The sequence below is a fragment of the Methanomassiliicoccales archaeon genome (genome assembly GCA_038850735.1).
In the GTDB taxonomy this organism is placed as follows: domain Archaea; phylum Thermoplasmatota; class Thermoplasmata; order Methanomassiliicoccales; family JACIVX01; genus JACIVX01.
The window spans coordinates 1-5,553 of the sequence record JAWCLO010000024.1; the positions used below are offsets into that span (position 1 = coordinate 1).

General features: G+C 46.3%; 7 protein-coding genes. 3 read left to right on the top strand and 4 right to left on the bottom strand.

Annotated features, from left to right (window positions below; all coding sequences use genetic code 11):
• Positions 1 to 471 precede the first annotated feature (471 nt).
• Positions 472 to 903, top strand: coding sequence for a hypothetical protein (locus QW087_08175; GenBank protein ID MEM2944701.1), 432 nt, complete (start codon positions 472 to 474; stop codon positions 901 to 903).
• A 568-nt stretch (positions 904 to 1,471) separates the two neighbouring features.
• On the opposite strand, the gene QW087_08180 is transcribed toward QW087_08175, so the two are convergent.
• The 4 genes from QW087_08180 to QW087_08195 form a co-directional block, all read right to left on the bottom strand.
• On the bottom strand, positions 1,472 to 1,798 hold the full coding sequence (locus QW087_08180) for a hypothetical protein (protein MEM2944702.1): 327 nt from the start codon (positions 1,796 to 1,798) through the stop codon (positions 1,472 to 1,474).
• 492 nt (positions 1,799 to 2,290) lie between these two features.
• The gene (locus tag QW087_08185) at positions 2,291 to 2,770 is read right to left on the bottom strand and encodes a ribbon-helix-helix domain-containing protein (protein MEM2944703.1); all 480 of its coding nucleotides are present in this window, start codon (positions 2,768 to 2,770) and stop codon (positions 2,291 to 2,293) included.
• Entirely contained in the window at positions 2,771 to 3,004 is a 234-nt protein-coding gene (locus tag QW087_08190) for a hypothetical protein (GenBank protein MEM2944704.1), read from the bottom strand.
• Positions 2,994 to 3,767 (bottom strand): hypothetical protein, encoded by a 774-nt coding sequence (locus QW087_08195; protein ID MEM2944705.1) that lies wholly within the window; start codon positions 3,765 to 3,767, stop codon positions 2,994 to 2,996. Before QW087_08195 ends, QW087_08190 begins: the two co-directional genes overlap by 11 nt.
• 238 nt (positions 3,768 to 4,005) lie before the next feature.
• Between QW087_08195 and QW087_08200 the strand changes: the two genes are divergently transcribed.
• Positions 4,006 to 4,200: a hypothetical protein gene (locus tag QW087_08200; protein ID MEM2944706.1), complete on the top strand. Its 195-nt coding sequence runs from the start codon at positions 4,006 to 4,008 to the stop codon at positions 4,198 to 4,200.
• Between the two features lie 408 nt (positions 4,201 to 4,608).
• Positions 4,609 to 5,553: site-specific integrase (locus QW087_08205; protein ID MEM2944707.1), on the top strand; the 945-nt coding region annotated here is incomplete at its 3' end.

Sequence of the window (5,553 nt, forward strand, 5' to 3'; positions counted from 1 at the left end):
TGACAAAACTACCCGCAAAAGAAGGGTGTGACAGCAACGGGCTAGCATCAATACTTCTGTTGTGCTTTTCTCTAGAGTCGGCGATTGATTTCCACACGGATTGAATCGCTATAATAGTTCCTGAGAGAACCATTAGGGAATGAAAACCAGGAATGCGCACATTCCATTGTTGTTGGCATTTATTAATGAGCTAAAAAGAATGAAAGCTCTATTCCGGGCCCCTGCTCTTATAAGGATATCCAAAAATTGCCTCAGATCTTTGAATCCTCATTCGATTTCGGTGTCATTGCAATGTCTCGCTCAAAATTGCATCTATCATAGATGACATAATGAAAAATCCGCTCGCAGTATGCAAAAGATATGACAAAGCATATCACCAGTTCAAAGACATCGAAGTATCGAATTGTTTAACAAATTATCCATCTATTCACATTAAGAGAGCCCGCCGCATCAAGGTAACGGCTGTGTGGTTTGCTGGAAAAATTACGAGGTAGATCTATGTTCAAGAAGACTGAGATTTTTCTTTCAGACGCGGGCTTCATGAGTTTAATCATTTCCTACATGGAAGTCTACAAGAACGAGTGCCACGGAGTGCTACTGGGATGTCAGACTACTGGGCGCATAATCGTCGAGTATGCTATTCCCTTTCAATCGGCGAGGGGGAAGTTTTCGCAGGTCGTGCCGAATTGGAGGAGGGGGCTCAAACTGATCGAGATTCACCCCAAGCTGATACACATGCAAAAACTGGGATACTTCCACTCACATCCCCAAGTTAGGTACACACGTGGCGTGCCTGTGCTGAGCGAGGAGGACAAAGATTACATGACGGATGGGGAGATCGAGATCGTAGTGGCGATCAACGACGCGAAGAGGAGGGTTAATTGGGGGAGAATCGCAGAATAAGCTCTCGGGCACTTTGGGCAAGTATCACCTTGCGATTGCGTGGTTTTACAAGATAAAGAAAGACGGCGAAATCCTTCAGTATAGGACCCTGTGCCCTTATGCCATTGAATTTGATTACGCATTCGAAGAATAGCTGTGTTGAATGAAATATCTATTCATCCAGCAAGGCCAAGGCGTCCGCACTGCGGTTTCATGCTCTCTTCTCTGCAAAATTGGTTGTAAATCATTGTAGTCCGCCCTGCGAAAATCATTGCGATATGAAAGAGAAAAATTTAACACATCAGCAGCATCTCCACGCGGTCCAGATGTTACCCACAATTAATTCTGAATACATCGAATCGGAATGTACAACGCAGTCTCAACGAATACATCAAAGTTCTAAAGCCGCCTTTTTTTGAACACTCAAGCCGTCGATGGATATGCAACCAGATTTCAGCGGTAAAATTCCTCATTTTGTATCTATTTGGACATTGATAACACGCCGCCAGGAAAGTTGTCTGCGAAGGTACAGATAACTGAAAAATCGTGCCTGTTGTCCCCGAAAATGAAATCTCCACACAAACAAATTTCATGGCGCAGTTTCTAAATGGATATTGAATTGCCTTTTTGCCCAGTTAATTGCCTCTTGAAAGTCTCTGCTTCTGAAGAGAACCTTTATGCCGTCCGGATCTTCGCTACTGACCTGGTGCATATAGCCTTGGTTTCTTCGGATGACGGCCGCTGCGCCACCAGGAATATGCGCTGGAATCTGCCTTTCCCTCAATCTCGCATATAAGTGAAATTTTTCTTCCCGCGAATGCCACGCAATCTCAATGAACCCAAAAGACATCCCGATCCTATAACTCTCAACGATTACCACTGGATGTTTCCTTACTTCGCTTTCACTGATTTTCATATCGAATCGCACTCCCAAATTTCTGATCCCAGAGATTTAATACGACCGACCAAAATATATTTTCTTATTCAATCAGTCGTCTTTGATATCAGTTCTATTCAAATGACGCACAACCGATCCCGCTTGGAATAGCTGCATTTAAAGTTGAAGCAGATGTCCCGCTTGGTTTGTCTCAGTATTACAAGCATTATTCTTTATCAAGTGCCCCTTTCGACGCGCCGACTCAGCTTGAAATCGAGATGAAATAGAAAAGAGGCTTGCGTTCTTAAGGGAAAATACAACGACATTTGCACAAAATCTCCAATATGCTTCGGCATATTTTTCTGTTCATTTGTGTTTACTCGGCAAAAACCAAACACCCTATTTCCTCTCATTGAATTTCAATTCTCAGGACGAAGCATACACACTCCGGCAGAGAGTTGCACCATCTCGCAACCAATCGAAAAGTTTGCATTATCAAAGATAGCGAACTGTAGAGTGCAAAAGATCGCCTCAGGCAGATCCCAATTTGATCTTTCTTACCTTTCTCACCTTGCGCACCCCGAATTCTCTTGCAGGCGGGGATTTGCCACCTTGGGGGATTGCTTCATTGTGGTCCTTTTTGCCTTGGATGAGAGTTTTAATATCTAAGTACTTGGGAAAGGATACAGGAAGACCGAAATCGGGCTCCGTCTCGCCGATTTCCGAATCATTGACATGACCGCACTTAGGGCACCGTTCGAACGTGAGCGATCCCTCATACAACCGTTTTCCCGCTATAAACCCGTCAAAATATCCGCGCCAATAGACCTCTTCAATCTTTCCTACTTCAATCCCGAGCGCAATCCGCATGATCTGTGCGCGGGGCATTCCTGCTGTTTTTGCCATGACTTCCAATTTCTTCAGCTGCTCCTCGGTAACCCGAATGGAAACGACGGGGTGCTTCATGTCGTATCTTTCCTTTGTAGGTGGTGCACTTCTGACCTTTGCCATCTAATCACTTCCTTTCTCCATGCATATTTCCTTTGAGAAACCGCGTAAACGATATATCGAAAACGATATCGAATACGCAGTTGAGTCGAATCGTATACGCCTTTTCCTCAATCCACCAATTGACATCCTATTCCCCGTAAACGATATCTCACATCCTGCGCAGTTAGGCGGATAGGTGTTCAAGAGATTGCCATTGATTCTGATCTTCATTTCTTTCAACTGCTCATCCCTCATGCGCATCACCATCCAATGCAGCATCATTTGACAGATTTGAAGGCGACCTGGTAATTTTCGATCGAATCTCCCTCGAGTAACCCATCTGAGAGATGCGAGTTTCGAATGCGATTTCCACGCTCATGCCCAGCTCATCAAACGCCCTCTGCGGCATCGTGATGAGGTCGAATGCGAAGGCTGAGTGCATCTGGCGGCGGAGTTCTTCGATACTTATATTAGAATTCATGCTGCCCAGCTCGAGCAGCACGGCTAAGGCCTTTGTTGAGTTCCTTACCATGAATTCAATTTCGTCCCGCTCAGCCTTTTCTATCGGTTTCCCGTCCTCCCGTTTAAATCGTGAGGATAAGTAGTTTCGCAGATCTTTCGCTATGACTCCCTGCGCCCAAGCCGTTTGCCTTATGACTGAGAGTACGCCAATGTGCAACGTGCGGTAAATCCTCTCAAGCGCTTCGAGGGTCGGGACGATGCGATAGTGCGGCGTCTCCTTGCTTTTTTTGGGGGGCTTTATATTTTTTTTCTCAAGTATGCCCACCTCCTCATCAGCAAGCCTTTCACAGGCCTTCGCTGCACCGGGATGAGACAGGCGTGTGAAGCCCTCCATGTTGAGGCTGGTTATTTTGGAATCGGCTTTCCTGTCTGCGAGCCGCCCCACGTACGTCCACTCGTTTCCGGTCTCCGCAAGCTTGAGCACCACGCGGAATTCATTTATCCAGCTTATCGCTCTCTTGTCATTCTTATTGAGCACGGGGACGATGCTCGACAAGCACGCAGCGTGTGTCACAAGTAATAAGTAAGAAGTTATTGGTATTTAGCGATTACTATTCCGCACAATTACACCTCTGTTTTTTTAAAAAAATTCCGGTCATGGACGATCAGGGGTAGCGCATTTTTGTTGTTCATATCCAGCATTAAATTCATTGTGCAGAAACAGTAAGGCAACAGCGGCTTTTCTTACTGTTTCGAAAGCTTGATATTATATTTAGTAATATGCAATTACTGATATGAATAATAAGAATCCATATATAAAATATGACAGAAAAATAGCGGGTATCCTAAATGATCTCGAGGAGGCATTGATCGAAGGAGGCGTCCCCGAGGACGAAGCCTCGGAGTGCGTCGATGACTTCGAAGAAGACATCAAAGAGCTTCTAGCGAAGGCGGAGGGTGATGCGTTCGATGAAGAGGAAGACAAATAGCCGCTTTCGACTTGGTACAGCGGATGCCCAGGAGGAGTCTGCGTGCTCCTGCAGCGCAACTCCTACGAAACCTAATGCGATGCTGGAACTCGCTTCCAGCATCAGTTTTTTTTAACGATGAGATGCAATGAAGGCATGGGGTGCGGCTGATGGGTTGATCGTGTGAAACGCATGAGACAAGACGGGTGAAGGCGGTGTTTGAACGATGGACATGGAAAGAGACGCATGGAGGTGAATAGGAGCACTTGAGGGATTGCAAGAATGCGGGCATTGCCACTGGTTCATTTCGATGGTGATGTGGAAATATGAGAAGCGGTGAGAATCTTTCCTTGCTAACTCTAAACAGAGAGATGCCTAAGGTCACTTTTATAAAGCCTTCTACCTCTAGAGTTGTTAGGGAGGAGTCCTATGCCGAGTAAGCTGAGGCTCCTCCGCAGCGAGATAAGAAGATATCTCACCGAACTGGAGGAAGGAGGGAGAAGTGCGGTTACCATCAAAACATACGATTACACCCTTCGCAATCTCTTTCAAGCATTGAGCGATGCGGGCAGAGAAATTAACCCCAAAAAGGTTGCAAGAGAGGATGTCCTCTTTCTCAAAGACGAATTTCTTACTGGCGGCGAAAGATACAAGAAGAACGCAATATCTATATTCCTCTCCTTCCTCAAGTGGTCCGGGAACAGCGAGTCGGCGAAGTGGAAATTCGGCTTCGGTGACACTTCGCCAAGGAATATCCGATGGCTGACTGACGAGGAGGCAGCTCTGGTCAGATTGGAAGCGAGGGGCATCGAGAGGATCATCGTGCACCTTGAACTTGATTTGGGATTAAGAAGGTGCGGAGTGCTCAACCTGAGAGTAAAGGACTTCCACAGGGGAAGACAGAACACTATTCATGTGCTTGAAAAAGGCAGAAACGGAGGGAAGCCGAGGATCATCCCATGGGACCCCCAGACGGAGATGTATCTTAACGAATACCTTGAACTCAGAGAAAAGGAGATCGAGAAGGCAAAGAAGAAGAACCCCGATGTCAAAATCCCTGAGAATTTGCTCATATACGAAAGGGGAGGAAAGCTGCATCCCTACAGGAAGTCAGCAATCAACAAGATTCTCGAGGCCCTGGGCAAACGATTGGGATTTCCCCTGTCGAACCATGACCTCCGGAGAACTTGCGGCAGGCAGATGTATTTCTCGGGCGTGCCGATTGAGAAGATCGCGATGATGCTAGGGCACTCCGATACGAAGACGACTCTTCATTATTTAGGCATCAACACCGACGATTTAGCAGAAGCGCAGAAAACGTATGCCAGATACAGAAGTGCCCTAAATCGGGCTTTTTTCGAAAAAGCCAGCGTT